A 15785-nucleotide genomic window follows, 5' to 3' on the forward strand; every position below is an offset into this window, starting at 1 on the left:
GAAACCGGCGCCTGGTCTCAAGCGCCGGTTCTTTTTACATGGCAAGCACGCCTTTGGAACGTTCATAATAATATGCATGATCCGAGAGAATCTCTTCATCGGTAAGTTGTGTTTCATTTACTTCGGTAACCATAGAACTGAAGGCACAAAGCTCTTCACACTGATCGACCGGAACAAGGATTACCTCATGGATACTGCTTGGAAGAAGAATAAAATCACTCTTCAGACGCTCTGCAATCTGAGACAGGAGTCCATCATACAAAATGCAGGTGGCACCGTTCACCTTTCCGCTGTTGGATAAAATATACATCGGCTGGAGTGCTTCGGAATCCGCATCATCCGGGAGCATATCCTTTAATAAATCCGCCATATTATTGAGCTGATAAGGAAGGAGAAGCGGAGTATTATGTTTGGCATAAGAAAAGAGTGTATTTGCTGTGACTCCCCAGTAGTTTAAATGTGAATTGTAGATCAGAATTGTGGCATAATCCTCACTGTCGGCATTTAAAAGACAGTTGAAGATGATCGCAAAGTCCAGAAAACGGAAATACGGCACTTTTTCCAGAAGCTCCTTATTCTTTTCGTAACTGACCAGTTTAAAGATAATCCGTTCTTTTACCTGCTCAAAGTCGGTAAAGAATGTAATGTCAATGCTTTCAGAAGGGCGGTGTGCTTCGTAGGTTTTTAAGATATCGTCGCAAATGTCTTCCATGGTTATTCCGGAAAGATAGCGGTGGTAATAAGGATTCAGAAAAATTGTAGGTGAGATGTTAATGTCCGGATTCATAATGATAAGAGCATCCAGAAGAGTTCCGTTATTTTTGGTTACAGTCTGGAGTTCCAGAGAGACAGTGTCGTCAAAATGTTCTTTGAGTTTGGTTATAATGGTCGATAAAAAATCCTGATAATTCATAATTCTCCTTATCATCAGGAATATTTTCCGGGATTATTGCACGAAATGTGCGGGAACAAGCAGCTGCAATCAGTCAGCTGAAAAAAGAATCCACAGGAAATCTTTAAAAAGAAATCCTATGGATTAAATGTATCATGAATTGAATATTTTTTCAATTCTTTTATTGTGTAGATTTTAATTCCTGCCAGAGATTGCTGTAATAAGTAGAATCCTTTTCACTTAAGGCTTTGTATACTTCGCAGCGTTCCAGCGTTTCTTTGCTTGGATTAATGACTTCGTCATTTCGTACATCTTCATCCTGATCCTGCAAAACAGAGAGCATTGGAGAGGTGTAGTAAACATAGTCAAAGTTTAACATTGCAATATCATCACGGCAGAGGAAATCTAAAAATTTCTGTGCACCACTCTGGTTTGTGCAGCTTTTTGGAATGAACCATGCGTCAATCCAGATATTGGATCCTTCTTTCGGAACAGAATATGCCAGATCGTCATTGAAGTCCATTGCATAGGCAGCTTCACCGGAATAGAGTACCGCAAGTGCAGCATTTCCGGCAATCATTTCATCACCGGTTTCATCTACCATGTAAGCATAGACCAGAGGTTTCTGTTCGATTAGAAGATCCAAAGCCTCCCGGAGTTCGGAAGGATCTGTCGTATTGATCGAATAGCCGAGTTTGGATAATGCCGGCATAAATGCATCGCGGACCGAATTCTCCTGAATAATTTCATTTTTATATTTCTTATCCCATAAAACATCCCAGGATTGTACCTCAGATTCATCTACCATAGTTTTGTTATAGAGAATACCAACAGTTCCGTAGAAATATGGAAGTGTATATTTGTGCTCCGGATCGAAGGAACCGCAAAAATCGATAATGGTCGGATCTACGTTGTCGTAATTCTGGAAAGCAGAAAAATTGATTTCGTTGACCTCATTCTCCTGAATCAGTCGTTCAATCATATATTCGGAAGTACAGATAACATCATAATCAATGGAACCGGATTTGTATTTGGTGTACATTTCCTCAGGGCTTTCGTATTCTTCGTATTTTACGGTGATTCCTGTTTCTTCTTCAAAAGTGCGCAATGCATCTTCGTCAAGATATTTTCCATAATTCAGTACAGTTATGGTTTCCCTGGAAGAGGATGCATTTTCATTTTCCTGTTTCCCACATGCACTGAAGAGAGAAAAGGTCATCGCTGCAATCAGCATGACCGATATGATGCGTTTTTTCATGCGAGTTTCCCTCCCTTTTGATCTTTTTTTCCTTTGCCAACACCAAAATTCATCACAAGGAGAAGAAGAAAGACTGCGGCAAATAAAATGGTAGAGAGCGCATACAGTTCCGGATTGATTCCCTTACGAAGCTCTGTATAAAGCATAGTAGACAGGGTGTTAACACCAGCGCCTTTGGTAAAATACGTAATACTGAAATCGTCTAAGGACATGGTGATCGCCATGATGAATCCCGAGAAAACACCAGGTTTGATCTCCGGCCAGGTTACTTTATAAAAGGCATAGAAAGGTGTCGCTCCAAGATCGAGAGCTGCTTCATAGGTGTACCGGTTTGCCTCCTTCATCTTTGGAAGAACGTTTAAGATGACATAAGGAATGTTAAATGTAATGTGCGCGATCAGTACGGTTATAAATCCAAGATCTATAAATTTTACAAACAGTAACATCATGGAAATTCCGGTTACGATATCTGCATTTAATAAAGGAATATTGGTTGCACCGAGAAAGATCGTACGGCTTTTTCTTCGCATTGCACTGATTCCGATCGCTGCCATTGTCCCAAGAATCGTTGAGATGACCGCAGCAGCAAGGGTAATCTGGATCGTTGTGATAAAAGCGGACATGATCGTCTCACTCTGGAAACAGTTTATATACCATTTGAATGTGAATCCGCCCCAGGCTACCTTTGATTTAGAGTTGTTAAATGACAAAAAGATCAATACAACAATCGGTAAATAAAGGAAAATAAAAATAAGTGCCATATAGATGCGTGATAAACTCTTTTTTACCATTTTGCAGTTCCCTCCCCGTCTTTATCGAATTGATTCACAAGTGCCATGCTGATAAATACAAAGATCATCAGTACAAAGGACAGTGCACTTCCGGCATTCCACTGCATGCCCTGCATGAAGTCCTGCTCAATAACGTTTCCGACAAGAAGAACCTTGCCGCCACCGAGAATATCGGATACCGCAAAGGATGTAAGCGCAGGAACAAATACCATAACGATTCCGCTTACAACGCCGGATAACGTGAGAGGCACGATAATTTTGAAAAACACGGTAATATTGTTCGCACCGAGATCCTGAGCAGCTTCAATGATATCTTTGCGAATCCGGACCATAGAGTTGTAGATCGGAAGAAGCATAAATGGAAGATAATCATATACCATTCCAAGGATAACGGCAGTTGGTGAATATAATATATTAAATGAGCCCAGTCCCAATGTGTGCAGAACCGAGTTAAAAACACCATTTTTGGAAAGCAGAAGTTTCCATGCCATAATGCGGAGCAGAAAGTTCATCCACATCGGAAGCATAAAAATAAATACAACAAAGTTCTGATGTTTAAAGTTAAAGCTGCTCAGTATCATGGCAAGCGGATAGGAGAGCACCAGGCAGATCAAGGTCGCTAAAAATCCAAGTTTTAATGACAGAGCAATTGCATTCAGATTGGTTGTCGTTGTGATCGCCGACAGGTATTCCAGAGAAAACGCACCATCTGCGTTCGTAAAGGCATAGATCATAATCATGATCATAGGAAGTACGATAAATCCTATGATCCAGATGAGATATGGACCTGCCAGTAACTGTTTTTTCAGGTTATTCATCAATTTCCACCGCCTTTTCATCGGAAGACTCCGGTTTATGCATGATCTGGATATTAAAAGGGATCACCTTAATTCCGACATGGGTTCCTACCGGGACAAGTTTGGTTGTGTGTACCAGCCATTCGTATCCATTCGCAAGTACTTCGAGTTCATAATGGACTCCCTTAAAGATAAGAGATACAACATCGCCTTCGAGATATCCCTCAGAAGGGTCAACGAGTTCCACATCTTCCGGGCGAATAACAACATCGACCGGTTTGTTTTCACCAAATCCCCGATCCACACATGGTATTTTTACTCCGAGAATTTCGACAAGTTCGTCTTTTATCATTGTACCATCAATAATATTGCTGTGTCCGATAAAGTCTGCAACGAAAGCATTTTCCGGCTCGTTATAAATTTCTTCAGGACTTCCGATCTGCTGGATGTATCCCTGGTTCATTACGACGATGGAGTCGGACATGGTAAGGGCTTCTTCCTGATCGTGTGTTACATATAAAAAAGTGATTCCAAGCTCTTCTTTTAAGCGGATCAGTTCATACTGCATGCTCTGACGCAGTTTTAAGTCAAGTGCACCAAGCGGTTCATCCAAAAGAAGAACCTTTGGTTCATTTACAATTGCACGAGCGATGGCAATTCGCTGTTGCTGTCCACCGCTTAAAGAGTCGATGGAACGATTTTCATAGCCATCCAGGTTTACGAGTTTTAAAGCGTATTTGATTTTATCGTTAATGTAAGCCTTGCTTTTTTTACTGATTTTCAGACCGAATGCAATGTTATCCGCAATTGACATGTGCGGGAATAAAGAATATTTCTGAAATACGGTATTTAATTTGCGTTCATTTGCCGGGAGATAAGTAATATCTTCACCGTCAAAAAGAATTTTTCCGGTATCCGGAGTCTCGAAGCCTCCAAGCATTCGAAGTGTGGTTGTTTTACCACAGCCGGATGGACCAAGCAGGGTGACAAATTCATTTTCACGAACTGTGAGATTGAATTCATCGAGTATCATGTTGCTTCCATAAGATTTGGAAATATCGATAAAATTAATTAAATCTTTCTTCATTGTTAACTCCTTTTTGTGTAAATCATAGTTTTCTGACTAAAAATTAGGTGGGGTTGTAACCCAGATTAATACCGCATCCCGTGAAGTGGGATTTTCGATAAAATGACGTTTCCCGGCTTTAAAATAAAAGGATTCCCCACTTCGGACAGAGTAGGTCCGGCTTCCATAGCTGATGCGTACAGACCCCTTTAGGACATAGCCAAAGTCCTCACCCTCATGGGGAAGATATACTTCAGACTGTCCACCGGCATGAAGTGTGAGACGTACGGGTTCCATAGCATTTTTCTGTGCATTTGGAATGAGCCACTCAATCTGGCTGGAATGTTCGTCATCTTTTTTCTCAAAATAATCGTTGTTTTTAAACACTATCTGTTCCGGTTCTTCATCTGTAAAAAACTCTGCAGGAGTAACTCCGAGACATTGAATGATATCTAAGAGTGTACTGACGGATGGAGAATTCTGGTTGCGTTCTAACTGAGAGATGAATCCCTTGGTAATCTCAAGACGGTCAGCGAGTTCCTGCTGGGTCAGACCGTAGTGGATTCGAAGCTCTTTTATGCGTTTCCCAATATCCATTTCAAAACGTTCCTCCTCGATATTTATTTGTAATTGTAAAAGTGGACTTTTTGTTTACAATTCCTAAACATATACCAAAGATTATTCTATAGAAAAATGTGAGAAAGTCAATATTTAAATGAAATTAAAATCAGATATTGACAAATGACTGTATATGGTGTATATATAACACATAAACAGTAGCAAATGAACCAGGAGGCAGTAATATGCAATTGAAGCAGAATTCCGGAGTGCCGATCTATCAACAGATCGCGGACAGCTTTCGGACGGACATTCTTGCCGGTAAGTACGAACAGGGAGAATTTCTTCCGTCGATACGAGGATTGGCAAAGGATTTAAAGATCAGCGTTATTACAACGATGAAAGCGTATGAGCAGCTGGCTGAGGAAGGACTTGTAACTGCGGCTCAGGGCAAAGGTTTTTATGTGAATGCGCAGGACAGTGAAATGATCAAAGAACAGCACTTAAGGAAAGTGGAAGATTCACTTACCAGCGCAATCGCAGCAGCAAAAATAGCAGGACTTTCCGGAGAAGAATTAAAAGAAATGCTTGCGGCATTGCTTGAGATGGATGAACAGTAAGAGCAGATTGCGTAAATTATCAAATAGAATTTGAAGTTGACAGGAGGTTTATGAATGAATATATCATATGCAATTGAAGGACGGCACATAACGAAAAAAATGAAAGGATTTTTTCTCGATATTGATAATCTTAAGATCCCGAAGGGATTTGCAACAGCACTGATCGGAGAGAATGGCGCCGGAAAGACAACACTTCTTAACATCCTTGCAGGAATCCGGCTTGATTATAAAGGAGACCTGACTTTCTTCGGACAGTATTCCGATGAGGAGAAAGAGGATAACGGAACTGTAAAAAACAGAATCGGTTACACCGGAACAGGAAAATATTATCTTCCGCAGTGGACGGTAAAAGATATTGAGAATATCAGTAAATTGATGTTTGAAAGCTTTTCGGAGGAAAAATTCCACCGATACTGCGATGAACTGGCAATTTTTGCCAATGGTAGAATCGACATGAAAAAGCCAAACAGTTCGTTTTCCGATGGTATGAAAACCAAACTTATGCTTGCGGGAGTTTTAGCAAGAGATACGGATCTTCTGATTCTGGATGAGCCGGCGTCACCACTTGATCCGCTGATGCGTGATAAGCTTTGTCAGCTGATCAGTGAATATATTCAAAATGGAAATGGAGAAAAAAGTGTATTTTTTTCAACTCATAATATATCAGACATGGAAAATATTACAGATTATGCCATTATTATGGAAAATGGTTCAATTGTTGAGCAGGGTTTTGTGGAAGATCTGAAAGAAAAATATATCGTAATAAAAGGGGATGCTACGGATACCGAGGCAGCAGGCAAAATTCTTTATACAATTTCCTCAAATCCATATGGATTTGAGGGCGTATGTCTTTCAGAAAATCTTGAAAAACTTGCAGGGATGAAGGTCACAAAGGAAATACCAACGTTGTCTCAGATCTGTGTGGCGGTCATGAAGAAGAACACCAGAATCGTAATGAGATAGGAGGAAAAATATGTTTCAAAAATACAGAACCCTGACCAATCGGAATTACCGGATTATTACGAATCTTGTGATTCCACTTGGAATCATGATCATAACACTTGTTTTATGGAAGTATTTTGGATATCTGACGGCTCTTTTTATGGTCGGAGTATTTATGACAGCAGAAGTTGCAGAAGATTATTTTGGGTTTGGAAGTATATGTAAAAAGAATCAGCTTGGTATGGATTTTCTGAAAAACGGATACCATGGCATGAAATACTTTGAAGATGCGATCATTGTGGATCTTTTTTTAAGACCGGTCAGAATTGCGGTATATGCGTTTGTCGTCGGATGGCCATACATTTGTTGGGGTGGGAATGCATGGATTGTGTTTGAACAGGCTGCTCTGGCTTCCGTTATTTCGATCGCCTCTGTGAATATTATGAGATACATTGACATGGCGCAGCTGGTCTATACATGTACAATAGTGCTTGTTGGCATTTATATGGCTTTTGCGGTGATACTTTATTTGTATGGAAATATAGTTCTAGCAGTTGTTTTGGGAATTGGCTTGATGGCGGTGATCGCAATGACCTATTATCATATGGCCTGTGTGATCCGCAGATCATATATAGATAAGTAAAAAGGAGTGTGCGTATGTTAAAAGATGTAAAACTGGGATTCCAGTTATTGAAATACAGTTATCGGTTAAACTCGAATATAATGATATCGGGAGCGATTCTTCTGATTGGTGTGCTTGTCGAAATATTGAGCAAGGGGACTTCTCTTATTGGAGGCGTTTATTTTATGCTGGCAGGAATGTTTGTGTATCAGCTGATCATGTCCATGGATATTTCCCAGATGATACAATCCACCGGCATGAAAAAAAGATTACAGTTAACGATACCGGTAATAGCCAGTACACTGGTATATATGGGAATATACACATTTCTGGTGATCGAAAGGGCAGTACTGATCCATCAGGGTGTTGCAGACCGTGATGTGCTCATGTATACGTTGTTTAATATTATTGCTGTCATATTTACAATGTTTTTATTTACAAGTATCTGTTATAAATATTATGTTGTAGGACTGATTGTTTTTCTGGTGACTTTTCTGATTGCATTTTCGGGATTGCAGATGGCCAGCAGCTCAGACTTTGCTGCATTTATCTGTAATATGAATTATGGGATATTTGTGGTTCTTGGTTATGCTGTGATTCTGTTTGGGGCAGCATTGGAATATTTTATCGGAAAATTATTATATAAGAAGCCTTTGTCTGAATTTGCGTTCCGTGGAATGTTCCGCGATGCAAAATAAAAAAGATATGAAAAGATTGACACCGTATACGACACCACATATAATATACGTAGGGGGTATAACAAATGTCAAAGTGGGATAAACTGATAACACGTATATGCAATTTATCGAAAGACCTCCGGTTTGATGAGTTACGGAAGGTATTGGAAAGTTACGGATATGAAATGAATGCACCAAGAAGTGGAAGCAGTCATTTCATTTTCAGAAAGCAAGGGTGTATGCCAATTACAATACCAAAACATGAACCAATCAAGAAAGTATATGTAGAAATGGTAAGGCAGATTGTAGAAAGTGAGGCGAAGAATGATGAAGACGCTGAATGATTATATGGCAATGTCCTATCGTATGGAAATTGTGGAAGACAAAGATGAAGGCGGATTTGTGGTTTCTTATCCGGATTTGCCTGGTTGCATTACTTGTGGTGAGACCGTGGAGAGTGCAGTAGCAAATGCACTGGATGCAAAAAAAACATGGATTGAGGCTGCATTAGAAGATGGGGTAGAGATTCATGAACCAGACAGCCTGGAAGACTATTCTGGACAGTTTAAACTGAGAATTCCGAGAAGCCTGCACAGATTACTGGCAGAGCATTCTCAGAGAGAAGGAATTAGCATGAATCAGTATTGTGTGTACCTTCTTTCCAGAAATGATGCAGGATTTTATCGAGAGTATAAAGATAGATAAATAGGATGGAAGCATTATTGTTAAAATGGATGTATATATAATGTTTGAAGTACAATAAATGTAAGTAATAGAGCCAAATACTGATCGTTAATTCGTTTAGTGGTTGGCTCTTTGGTATATCCAGTAATATTTACACCGTTGAAGGATGAAAAAGATACAGTGTTAATAGAAGTTCCAGATATGAAAATTAAATTGAATTTTTAACAAGCCCCATACGCCTTGAATTTACTGGCTTTGCTTTGGATAATTTTTGGATAACTTGATTAAAAACAAGTACTTTTGGATAAGTTTGGATAACTATTTTGATATATTTTAACATACTTTGATAAGGTACAAAAAAGCTGCAATCCCTTGATATTACTGGAATTGCAGCCATTTTACCAGAGAGCCGATAACCGGGATCGAACCGGTGGCCTACGCATTACGAGTGCGTCGCTCTACCTACTGAGCCATATCGGCAAAACTCACTTGATTATAATAACAAATTGAACGAACAAAATCAACAATTTTTTTAAAAAAGAGAAGGAATTGTTCATGAACCGTTATGTTTATATGGGAATCAGAAACTGGTATCGGATACCGCTTTGGGCGATTGATATCGCAAGAAGAAACAAATGGCATGAGAAGTTTTCATTTTTCAGTCAGTATCAAATGATCCGGAAGATGGTACTTGCAATCATAAGAAAGGGCAGAGTGACTGTGCATGTTTATGGAAAAGAGAATCTTCCGGCGCAGAGCGGATATATTCTGTATTCCAATCATCAGGGATTTTTTGATGGGATGGCGCTTCTTTATGCGCTTGAGGAGCCATTCCATTTTCTTGTAATGAACGAGATGGAGAATTTTTCTTTTGTGCGATATGTGATGAGATTGCTTGCCCCTGTTTATATGGACAGGAGCAGCATGAAAGATTCATTCCGGGCAATACAAAGATGCGCAGAACTTGCAAAAAACGGAGAAAATGTGCTTATTTTCCCGGAGGGAACGCTTGAAAAACAGGAGAATGAGTTGCTTTTGTATAAGCCGGGGGCTTTTAAAGCGGCATATATGGCTAAGGTTCCGGTTGTTCCGGTGGTGCTGAAAAATTCGTTTTGTCCGTTTGAAAGAAAAGGCTTTGGAATGTGCGAAGTAGAGGTACACATTCAAAAGCCCCTGAATTATGAACAATATAATAAGAAGAAAACAACCGAGCTTGCAGAAGAAGTCATGAAAGCTGCAGAAGCTGTCTTAAAATAAAAGACAGTCCGGAATGGCGTCTGCCATCGCTTCGTAGCCTTTCAGGGATGGATGAAGGTGATCCCCACTGTCAAAGCCTTCTGCAAAGGCCGTGTGGTCTGAGGCAGAACGTACTGCCAGGTCAAAATCAATGCATCCATCGATCAGGTCGGTGGTGCGGATCCAGTCGTTGTACTGCTCACGCAGATCTTCGCGGAATGGTGCATAGGTGCGCCAGCCTTTGATCGGAAGCAGGGTTCCGACATAGACGGAGTAGCCCAATGTCCGGGTCTGATCAATATACCATTTGAGTCCATCAATTAGTTCCTGAGAGGTCGGAAGGTCACTCATTGGCCGGAAAGGATTGATATCTGTTCCGACCGGATGGATGATATCATTGATTCCCTGCTGGATGATAACGGTATCTGCACCGTCTGTTGGAACTTCATGACCAAAACGGCGTGTGCCTTTTAGACCATAAGATTCATATGTGATGCAGCTATATTCCCGTAAAATGCGGGAACCGCTTGTCGCTCTTCGGATTACCGAAGTGCCGCGGGCACCGATTTGCTGACATCGTTTCTTAAGATAGTCAGGCCATGCCTGTGCGGTGATGGAATCTCCGTAGCAAACGATCGCATGGCGGCTGGCTGTGTCTGTATAAACAGAAATGTTGCTTAAAAAATAGAACATGTTGATTTTCCGGCTGATATCCATCGAAATATCCGGGTTTTCTGTCTGATCACCGGTTGCATAAAGTCCTTCGGAATAAGGACCGGAAGCAAAGACAGCAGAACGAAGCTGTGTATAATCAGCCAGATAGAAACTGATTTCGAGTGTTTCATTTGCACAAATGGAAAGATCGAGTGGATCTGTTACACCTGCGAATCCGGCGGAGAGGGTAAAGGATGTTTCTCCGTTACAGGTAACCGGATAAAATTTGTGATTCTGACAGATTGTAACTTTGGAGATCGTGACCGGTTCCGTGCCACAGTAATTGTCAAAGGTCAGCCGTATTTTTTCGCCTTCAAACGGTGAAAAAAACGGATAGCGTAATGTAATATTTTTTCCATATCCTTCTGGCCGGTTTTCTGCGATCGACATTGCATTTCCCCAGACAGAGATCCAGTTTTTGCTCATATGTGAATACCCCTTTTCATTTCGTGATTTTAATACTAGCATCTTTCTAATAGAAATTCCAGTTAATTTCATTATTTGGTTGTCCTTTGAATAAGAAATTGATATAATGAGCGCAGAAAAAAGAAATGAGGCTGCATATGGAAAATATGTTATCAAAAATGAAAAATAATAAGAATACAGTTATGTTAGCAGTATTTTGTGCGATTGCGCTGCTTGCCATCATAATTGGATCTGTAGTATTAAAGGCAGGAGTTGTTGCGGTATGTGTACTGGTGATTCTGCAGGCAGCCATTGCTGCATTTATGCATCAGGCTGAGTTATGGGCACATGGACTGGTGGTGCTTGTTGAACTGATTGCCGGAATCATTACTTCAAACATTGTACTTACGGTTATGTGCATCATTGTTTATGTGGCAGCGACTTATTTACTGGAAAGTGTAACAGCAGGAGAGAACAGATAAATGGACAATATGAGTTTTGAGCAACATCTTTTAGATGAACTCTATTATAAAATGATAGAATTTTTTCATGGAGATCCCAAACGGATTCAGCATCTGATCAAAGTACACAGTCTGTCAAGGCTGATCGGTATTGGAGAGAAGCTGGATGCCACATCGTTATTTATTCTTGAGGCTGCGGCGTATACCCATGATTGTGGAATCCGTCCGGCAGAAGAGAAGTACGGAAGATGTGATGGAAAGCTTCAGGAACAGGAAGGACCGACTGTAGCGCAGCAGATGCTTCTGGAATTGGGATTTGAGAATTATATGATTGAGAGAATCTGTTATCTGATTGGACACCACCATACATATACCAATATGGATGGCATGGACTATCAGATTCTGGTGGAAGCAGACTTCCTGGTAAATCTGTATGAAGATGATGCAAACAGGCATGCCATACAGAAAGCATATGATAATATTTTCCGTACGGATACGGGAAAACAGATTTTTGCCCAGATGTATGGCGTGGAAGAATAGAGAGAGCAAAAGCGATGAAAAAGGTGCTGATATTTAGTTCCAGGGAAATCTGTTATTTCTCTGGAACTTTTTTTTCAGAGCAGATTGCACATGCGTTTGAAGAACTTGGTTACGAAGTTGATGTATGTCATATTGCTCCGGAAGAAGATTATGAACAAAAACTGGAAAGTTATATGGATCAGGAATTTACGTGTATCGTGGACATTAATTCGCTGCTTCCGCAACTTGGTCTGGATGATGGATCGCGCTATCTGGATCATCTGGCAGGTCCTTTTTTTGATCTGATCGTAGATCACCCGTTGTTTCACCACAATACACTTCTGAATGCGACTGACCGTATGCATGTGGTGCTTCTCGATGAATGCCAGAAAGCATATGTGGAACAGTATTATCCAATGGTGAAGCATGTACATATGATGCCATTGTCGGCGAACGAAGCAAGCTGCTTTGAACAGAAGTCAGTGGACAAAAAAGTTCTTGTGATCGGTACAATGGAAAGAGAAGACCATATCAGAGAGCTGATCGATCAGATGAAACCGGACAGAAAAAGTAATGCACTCCGGATGATCGACTACATTCTTGCAGACCCTGAGATGACATACGAAAAAGCACTGGAAGAAATTCTGTCAGAACAGGGCATGACACTGCCTGCGGAACAATTTGCCATTGAATTGAATGCACTTTATCCGGTGCAGTTTTTTGTCCGGAATTATGACAGGAGGAAAGCTGTCCAGACACTTTTAAATGCACATATTCCAGTAAAAACGATCGGAGACGGATGGGATAAGGTTCATTTTGAGAATGAGCAGTATCTTGAAAAGAAGAAGGGGATTCATATTGCAGTATCCTATGAGGCGATTGCAAAGGAATGGGTGCTGTTTAACTGTACGCCGTTTTTTAATCATGGAATCCATGATCGTATTCTTGCGGGGATGGCGAATCATACGGCGGTTCTTACCGACAAAAGCAGATATATGCAGACACATCTCGAACAGAAGGGATGCGTAAAAACATACAGTCTGCAGGATATGGATACTCTGGTAGAAGGGGTCAAGGAACTGCTTGGAAACCGGAAGCTGTGGACCGAACAGACTGCATGTGCATATGATTGTTTTTGCAGAGAACATACATGGAAACATCGGGTGCTTGAACTGCTGTCTTATATCGAATAGACGAATAAGTATGCAATGAAGATGAATAATTACTTGAAACTTGTCAAAAAGTCCGATAGAATGATATGCAGTAATGCATTTTATCTATATGGGATTAGAAAGAATCATTTATGAATAAAGTGAATTATCAATTAAAAATGGAAGAAATCATAAAGAAAAACTGTAGCACAGACCTTGTACCCAAACTGCTTTTGCACAGCTGTTGTGCACCATGCAGTTCCTATTGCCTGGAAACACTTGCGAAGTATTTTTCCATTACCGTGTATTATGATAATCCGAATATTTATCCGGAAGAAGAATACTGGATGCGGGTGAAGGAACAGCAGAGGTTTATCCGGGAGTTCCCGGCGGCGCATCCGATCTCATTTGCGGAGGGGGATTACGATCCGCAACGCTTTTATGATATGGCACGCGGATTGGAAGAGGTAAAAGAGGGCGGAGTACGGTGCAGAAAGTGTTATGAATTAAGACTGAGGGATACTGCAGAATATGCGGCAGCCCATGACTTTGATTTTTTTACCACAACACTGTCCATCAGTCCGATGAAAAATGCAACATGGCTGAATGAAATCGGAGAACAGTTAGAAAAGGAATATCATGTAGCATATCTGTATTCTGATTTTAAAAAGAAGAATGGATATAAACGTTCCACTGAGATCTCAAAAGAATATCATATGTATCGTCAGTATTATTGCGGTTGTGTATATTCTAAAAATCAGAGAGATCGGGAAATTGCACAAAAACAACAATCAGAAAGTGAGGAATAAATTATGGCACAGTTATGGGGAGGACGTTTCACAAAGGAAACAGACAAACTTGTTTACAATTTTAATGCATCAATTTCATTTGATCAGAAATTCTATAAAGAGGATATTGAAGGCAGCATTGCACATGTTACCATGCTTGGAAAAGTAGGGATTCTGACTGCGGAGGAAACGGAAGCGATTATCCGCACTTTAAAGGATATTTTATCGGAAGTTGAGAACGGAACACTTGAAATCTCAGATGAATATGAGGATATTCACAGTTTTGTAGAGGCCAACCTGATCGATCGACTGGGTGATACCGGAAAGAAATTACATACTGGACGAAGCCGTAATGATCAGGTGGCTTTAGATATGAGACTGTATACCAGAAAACAGATCAAAGAAACGGATCTTGAGTTAAAGGAACTTTTAGAAACAATCTTAAAAATCATGAAAGAAAACACGGAAACCATTATGCCTGGCTTTACGCATTTGCAGAAGGCACAGCCAATTACGCTTGCGCATCATATGGGTGCATATTTTGAGATGTTCAAAAGAGACAGACTGCGTTTGCATGACATATATGAGAGAATGAACTACTGTCCGCTTGGATCCGGTGCACTGGCAGGAACCACTTATCCGCTTGACCGTGAATATACAGCGGAGCTGCTTGAGTTTTACGGACCTACTTTAAACAGTATGGACGGAGTGTCAGATCGTGATTATCTGATTGAGTTTTTGTCTGCACTCTCCACGATCATGATGCATCTGAGCAGATTTTCAGAAGAGGTTATTATCTGGAATTCCAATGAATATCAGTTTGTGGAAATTGACGATGCCTACAGTACTGGAAGCAGTATCATGCCGCAGAAAAAGAATCCGGATATCGCAGAGCTTGTAAGAGGAAAGACAGGACGTGTGTATGGTGCGTTGATGTCCTTGCTGACCACAATGAAGGGCATTCCGCTGGCATATAATAAGGATATGCAGGAGGATAAAGAGCTGTCCTTTGACGCTATGGATACAGCAAAAGGCTGCATTGCATTGTTCAACGGCATGCTTGCAACCATGAAATTTAACAAAGACCGTATGAGAAAAAGTGCAAACAATGGATTTACGAATGCTACGGATGCGGCAGATTATCTGGTAAAACATGGGGTACCGTTCCGTGATGCTCATGGCATTGTTGGAAGAATCGTTTTGTATTGTCTGGACAAAAATATTGCGATCGATGACATGTCTTTGGAGGAACTGAAGGCAATCAGTCCGGTATTTGAGGAAGATATTTATGATGCGATTTCCATGGAGACCTGCGTAAATACCAGACTTACGATCGGAGCACCTTCAAAGAAGGCGATGGAAGATGCCATCCGTAAAGAGGAAGAATATCTTTCAAATGACTGGAAACATGAATAATCTTTTGGAAAAATAAAGAAAATAAGGGAAACTCCGGCTTTTATCTGCATGTTTTGGTTAAATGTACTATAAAAGCCGGAATCTTTATAGGAAATTATGACAATTTGTTTCTTGCAATTTGTTTCCATATCAAGTAGTATGTTTGTTATAAAGACAGTTGTACGTAAGACACGGACATTGGTAATAGA

Annotated in this window: 19 protein-coding genes and 1 tRNA gene; 12 read left to right on the forward strand and 8 right to left on the reverse strand. The window is 40.5% G+C overall.

Annotation, left to right across the window (positions count from 1 at the left end; genetic code table 11):
- Window positions 1-34: 34 nt before the first annotated feature.
- The 6 genes from FYJ75_RS10085 to FYJ75_RS10110 form a co-directional block, all read right to left on the reverse strand.
- Window positions 35-913, reverse strand: a complete 879-nt coding sequence (locus FYJ75_RS10085) for a DUF5688 family protein (RefSeq protein WP_154430323.1) — start codon at window positions 911-913, stop codon at window positions 35-37.
- Window positions 914-1073: 160 nt separating this feature from the next.
- A complete protein-coding gene (locus tag FYJ75_RS10090) occupies window positions 1074-2150 on the reverse strand; it encodes an ABC transporter substrate-binding protein (RefSeq protein WP_154430324.1) in 1077 nt (358 codons plus the stop codon).
- The gene (locus tag FYJ75_RS10095) at window positions 2147-2941 is read right to left on the reverse strand and encodes an ABC transporter permease (protein ID WP_154430325.1); all 795 of its coding nucleotides are present in this window, start codon (window positions 2939-2941) and stop codon (window positions 2147-2149) included. The genes FYJ75_RS10090 and FYJ75_RS10095 overlap by 4 nt, the downstream gene beginning before the upstream one ends.
- The gene (locus FYJ75_RS10100) at window positions 2935-3759 is read right to left on the reverse strand and encodes an ABC transporter permease (protein WP_154430326.1); all 825 of its coding nucleotides are present in this window, start codon (window positions 3757-3759) and stop codon (window positions 2935-2937) included. Before FYJ75_RS10100 ends, FYJ75_RS10095 begins: the two co-directional genes overlap by 7 nt.
- Window positions 3752-4825 carry an ABC transporter ATP-binding protein gene (locus tag FYJ75_RS10105; RefSeq protein ID WP_154430327.1) on the reverse strand — a complete coding sequence of 358 codons (1074 nt, stop codon included), beginning with the start codon at window positions 4823-4825 and terminating at the stop codon, window positions 3752-3754. The genes FYJ75_RS10100 and FYJ75_RS10105 overlap by 8 nt, the downstream gene beginning before the upstream one ends.
- A gap of 36 nt (window positions 4826-4861) precedes the next feature.
- Window positions 4862-5401 (reverse strand): helix-turn-helix domain-containing protein, encoded by a 540-nt coding sequence (locus FYJ75_RS10110; protein WP_154430328.1) that lies wholly within the window; start codon window positions 5399-5401, stop codon window positions 4862-4864.
- A 206-nt stretch (window positions 5402-5607) separates the two neighbouring features.
- Between FYJ75_RS10110 and FYJ75_RS10115 the strand changes: the two genes are divergently transcribed.
- The 6 genes from FYJ75_RS10115 (at window position 5608) to FYJ75_RS10140 (ending at window position 8928) form a co-directional block, all read left to right on the forward strand.
- Window positions 5608-5982 (forward strand): GntR family transcriptional regulator, encoded by a 375-nt coding sequence (locus FYJ75_RS10115; RefSeq protein ID WP_154430329.1) that lies wholly within the window; start codon window positions 5608-5610, stop codon window positions 5980-5982.
- A 54-nt stretch (window positions 5983-6036) separates the two neighbouring features.
- Window positions 6037-6945, forward strand: a complete 909-nt coding sequence (locus tag FYJ75_RS10120) for an ATP-binding cassette domain-containing protein (protein WP_154430331.1) — start codon at window positions 6037-6039, stop codon at window positions 6943-6945.
- 10 nt (window positions 6946-6955) lie between these two features.
- Window positions 6956-7567 carry a hypothetical protein gene (locus FYJ75_RS10125; protein WP_154430333.1) on the forward strand — a complete coding sequence of 204 codons (612 nt, stop codon included), beginning with the start codon at window positions 6956-6958 and terminating at the stop codon, window positions 7565-7567.
- A 14-nt stretch (window positions 7568-7581) separates the two neighbouring features.
- On the forward strand, window positions 7582-8244 hold the full coding sequence (locus tag FYJ75_RS10130) for a hypothetical protein (RefSeq protein WP_154430334.1): 663 nt from the start codon (window positions 7582-7584) through the stop codon (window positions 8242-8244).
- Between the two features lie 65 nt (window positions 8245-8309).
- Entirely contained in the window at window positions 8310-8567 is a 258-nt protein-coding gene (locus tag FYJ75_RS10135) for a type II toxin-antitoxin system HicA family toxin (protein WP_154430336.1), read from the forward strand.
- Entirely contained in the window at window positions 8551-8928 is a 378-nt protein-coding gene (locus FYJ75_RS10140; RefSeq protein ID WP_154430356.1) for a type II toxin-antitoxin system HicB family antitoxin, read from the forward strand. The genes FYJ75_RS10135 and FYJ75_RS10140 overlap by 17 nt, the downstream gene beginning before the upstream one ends.
- 386 nt (window positions 8929-9314) lie before the next feature.
- Here the strand turns inward: FYJ75_RS10140 and FYJ75_RS10145 are convergent.
- A tRNA-Thr gene (locus tag FYJ75_RS10145) sits at window positions 9315-9387 on the reverse strand.
- A gap of 75 nt (window positions 9388-9462) precedes the next feature.
- Here FYJ75_RS10145 and FYJ75_RS10150 point away from each other — a divergent pair.
- On the forward strand, window positions 9463-10164 hold the full coding sequence (locus FYJ75_RS10150) for a lysophospholipid acyltransferase family protein (RefSeq protein WP_154430337.1): 702 nt from the start codon (window positions 9463-9465) through the stop codon (window positions 10162-10164).
- Here the strand turns inward: FYJ75_RS10150 and FYJ75_RS10155 are convergent.
- Entirely contained in the window at window positions 10156-11283 is a 1128-nt protein-coding gene (locus FYJ75_RS10155; RefSeq protein ID WP_154430338.1) for a GDSL-type esterase/lipase family protein, read from the reverse strand. The genes FYJ75_RS10150 and FYJ75_RS10155 overlap by 9 nt on opposite strands.
- A 137-nt stretch (window positions 11284-11420) precedes the next feature.
- Between FYJ75_RS10155 and FYJ75_RS10160 the strand changes: the two genes are divergently transcribed.
- The 5 genes from FYJ75_RS10160 to argH all read left to right on the forward strand — a co-directional run bounded on the left by FYJ75_RS10160 (window position 11421) and on the right by argH (window position 15597).
- Complete coding sequence (locus tag FYJ75_RS10160; protein ID WP_154430339.1) at window positions 11421-11744, forward strand: hypothetical protein; 324 nt, start codon at window positions 11421-11423, stop codon at window positions 11742-11744.
- A complete protein-coding gene (locus tag FYJ75_RS10165; RefSeq protein ID WP_154430341.1) occupies window positions 11745-12263 on the forward strand; it encodes an HD domain-containing protein in 519 nt (172 codons plus the stop codon). It begins immediately after the preceding gene.
- 14 nt (window positions 12264-12277) lie between these two features.
- Complete coding sequence (locus FYJ75_RS10170) at window positions 12278-13435, forward strand: glycosyltransferase family protein (protein ID WP_154430342.1); 1158 nt, start codon at window positions 12278-12280, stop codon at window positions 13433-13435.
- Window positions 13436-13545: 110 nt separating this feature from the next.
- Window positions 13546-14202, forward strand: coding sequence for an epoxyqueuosine reductase QueH (locus FYJ75_RS10175; RefSeq protein WP_154430343.1), 657 nt, complete (start codon window positions 13546-13548; stop codon window positions 14200-14202).
- 3 nt (window positions 14203-14205) lie between these two features.
- The gene (gene argH / locus FYJ75_RS10180; RefSeq protein WP_154430344.1) at window positions 14206-15597 is read left to right on the forward strand and encodes an argininosuccinate lyase; all 1392 of its coding nucleotides are present in this window, start codon (window positions 14206-14208) and stop codon (window positions 15595-15597) included.
- Window positions 15598-15785 lie beyond the last annotated feature (188 nt).

This window comes from Roseburia porci (assembly GCF_009695765.1).
Taxonomy (GTDB): Bacteria; Bacillota; Clostridia; order Lachnospirales; family Lachnospiraceae; genus Roseburia; species Roseburia porci.